This window comes from Sphaerotilus sp. (genome assembly GCF_041083715.1).
Taxonomy (GTDB): domain Bacteria; phylum Pseudomonadota; class Gammaproteobacteria; order Burkholderiales; family Burkholderiaceae_C; genus Sphaerotilus.
On sequence record NZ_JBFPGY010000100.1, the window covers coordinates 1 to 3459 of the forward strand.

General features: G+C 65.4%; 2 protein-coding genes. One reads left to right on the forward strand and one right to left on the reverse strand.

From position 1 onward, the window contains the following. A partial coding sequence (locus tag AB3X43_RS04965; RefSeq protein WP_369428765.1) for a cache domain-containing protein occupies nucleotides 1-951 on the reverse strand: 951 nt, incomplete at its 3' end. Nucleotides 952-1159: 208 nt separating this feature from the next. On the opposite strand from AB3X43_RS04965, the gene aceE reads away from it, so the two are divergent. After that, the coding region (gene aceE, locus AB3X43_RS04970) for a pyruvate dehydrogenase (acetyl-transferring), homodimeric type (protein ID WP_369428766.1) at nucleotides 1160-3459 on the forward strand (2300 nt) is incomplete at its 3' end.

A 3459-nucleotide genomic window follows, 5' to 3' on the forward strand; every position in this document is an offset into this window, starting at 1 on the left:
GCGCATGTGGCGCCAGGTGCCGAACAGCATCCACAGCGTCAGCGCCGACAGCGCCAGCACCATCCAGAACAGCGTGTTGCCGACGAGGCCCACCGAGGTGCGGTAACCCTCGCCGCGCAGCGTCACGCCGTGGTCCACCGGCGCGAAGGGCACGGTGTACGTCAGGCCCGGACTGGGGCGGCCGGGCCGGCCACTCACCGTGCTGACCATCACCTCGTCGTCGGCGTCGAGCAGCGAGATGACGCGGCGGCGTGAAACCTCGGCCGGCACGAAGTAGCGCAGCAGCGAGTCGATGGCGTATTCGGCCACCAGCGTGCCGGCGAAGTTGCCGTGGTCGATCAGCGGCACATGGACCTGGAAGACGATGAGGCGGTCCGCGTGCCGGAACGGGCGCGAGTACACCGGCAGGCGCGTTTCGCTTGCATCGGTGAACGCGGCCAGTGTGGCGCGCTGGCGCGGTACTTCGGTGTAGTCGTTGGTGCCAGGCGTGCCCAGGCGCGGCATGGCGGCCACCAGATCCGGCGACACATGGCGGGCCACGACCTGGCGGTTCTGCGACAGCCACGTCAGGCTGACGATCTCCGGGCGCTCGCGCACGAGGGCCTCCGCCTGGCTGAGCAACTGCTCCCGGTCGATCGTGCGCGTGACCACCTCGCGTGCCAGCCGCACGAGCTGCTCCTGGTTGTCGATCAGGCGCAGGCGGATCTGTTGCTGCACCAGCTCGGCATCGCGCTTGACGGATTCGACTTCACGGTCGATTTCCTCCGTGCGCAGATACCAGAACGCCGCGATGATGGCCGCGAGGAAGAGCAGCACGGACAGCAGTGGCGCCAGCGTGGCCATGCGATCCTGACGTGACGGTGACTGGCGACGCCACCACGACCACAGGCGCCGCAGCGGTCGGGATCGGCTGCCCAGCGCGGGCGGACGGTTGGGAAGAGACAGAGGCATCCGGGAATTATCGTTGCGGTCTGTCCGCAGCCGAATTGCCGTAATTTCCCCTGTTCGTTTCATATAATGAAATCGTTGAGCGCCATTTGAAATCTCTTGCCCGATGTGCGAGACTTCTGCCCCATACCCCGATGGAGGGGTGCGCCTGAGCGCCGATTCAGATGGGAATCGACGCTCAACCCCTGACGCTGCAGAACGAGGAGACACCATGTCTGCAATCCCCCAAGGCCTGCCCGGTGCAGCCAACCCCGATTCCGATCCCCAGGAAACCCGCGAGTGGCTGGATGCCCTGTCGGCGGTCATCCAGGCTGAAGGCGGCGAACGCGCCCACCAGCTGCTGGAGCAGCTGCTGGAGCACGCCCGCCAGAGCAGCATCGACATGCCGTTCTCGGCCAACACCGGCTACGTGAACACCATCGAAGCCAGCCAGGAAGAACGTTGCCCCGGCAACATCGAGATCGAGGAGCGCCTGCGCGCCTACATGCGCTGGAACGCGATGGCGATGGTGGTCAAGGCCAACCGCCACAACCCGGAAGACGGCGGCGACCTCGGCGGACACATCGGATCCTTCGCCTCGCTGGCCCACATGTTCGGCGCCGGCTTCAACCACTTCTGGCATGCCGAATCCGAGAGCCACGGCGGTGACTGCCTCTACATCCAGGGCCACGTTTCACCCGGCGTGTATGCGCGTGCCTACCTCGAAGGCCGCCTGACCGAAGAGCAGCTCCTCAATTTCCGCCAGGAAGTCGATGGAAAGGGCCTCTCCAGCTACCCGCACCCGAAGCTGATGCCCGAGTTCTGGCAGTTCCCGACCGTCTCGATGGGCCTTGGCCCGCTGATGGCGATCTACCAGGCGCGTTTCCTCAAGTACCTGCACGCCCGCGGCATCGCCAACACCGAAAACCGCAAGGTCTGGGTCTTCTGCGGTGACGGCGAGATGGATGAAGTCGAATCGCTGGGTGCCATCGGCCTGGCCGCCCGCGAGAACCTCGACAACCTCGTCTTCGTCATCAACTGCAACCTGCAGCGCCTGGACGGTCCGGTGCGCGGCAACGGCAAGATCGTCCAGGAACTCGAAGGCGAGTTCCGCGGTGCGGGCTGGAACGTCATCAAGCTCCTGTGGGGCAGCGAGTGGGATGCGCTGCTGGCCCGCGACAAGGACGGCGCGCTGCGCAAGCTGATGATGGACACGCTCGACGGCGACTACCAGTCCTTCAAGGCCAACGACGGCGCCTACGTCCGCAAGCACTTCTTCGGCAAGGATCCGCGCACGCTGGAGATGGTCGCCAAGATGTCCGACGACGACATCTGGAACCTGAAGCGCGGCGGTCATGATCCGCAGAAGGTCTATGCGGCCTACCACGCGGCCGTGAACCACAAGGGCCAGCCGACGGTGCTGCTGATCAAGACCGTCAAGGGCTTCGGCATGGGCAAGGTCGGCGAGGGCAAGAACACCGTCCACCAGACCAAGAAGCTGATCGACGAGGACATCAAGGCGTTCCGCGACCGCTTCAACATTCCCGTGCCCGACAGCGAGCTGGCGAACATCCCGTTCTACAAGCCCGCCGACGACACCCCGGAAATGCAGTACCTGCACGCCCGCCGCAAGGCGCTGGGCGGTTACCTGCCGCACCGCCGCACCAAGGCCGACGAGAGCTTCACGGTGCCGTCGCTGGAGACCTTCAAGGCGGTGATCGAGCCGACTGCCGAAGGCCGCGAGATCTCGACGACCCAGGCGTACGTGCGCTTCCTGACGCAGCTGCTGCGCGACAAGGCGCTCGGTCCGCGTGTGGTGCCCGTGCTCGTGGACGAGGCACGCACCTTCGGCATGGAAGGGCTGTTCCGCCAGATCGGCATCTACAACCCCGCGGGTCAGAACTACACCCCGGTCGACAAGGACCAGGTGATGTACTACCGCGAGGACAAGGCCGGTCAGATCCTCCAGGAAGGCATCAACGAAGCCGGCGGCATGTCGAGCTGGATCGCCGCGGCCACGAGCTACAGCACGTCGAACCGGATCATGATTCCGTTCTACGTCTACTACTCGATGTTCGGTTTCCAGCGCATCGGCGACCTGGCCTGGGCGGCGGGCGACATGCAGGCACGCGGCTTCCTGCTGGGCGGCACCTCCGGCCGGACCACGCTGAACGGCGAAGGTCTGCAGCACGAGGACGGCCACAGCCACATCCTCGCCGGCACGATCCCGAACTGCATCAGCTACGACCCGACCTTCGCCCACGAGGTCGCGGTGATCATGCAGGACGGCCTCAAGCGCATGGTCGAGAAGCAGGAAAACGTCTTCTACTACCTGACGCTGCTGAACGAGAACTACCCGATGCCCGGCCTGACCGCCGGCACCGAGGCGCAGATCATCAAGGGCATGTACCTGCTCGAAGAAGGCGCCGCAGCGGTCACGCCACGCGTCAACCTGCTGGGTTCGGGCACGATCCTGCGCGAGTCGATCGCGGCGAAGAAGCTGCTGGAAGCGGACTGGGGCGTCGCAGCCAA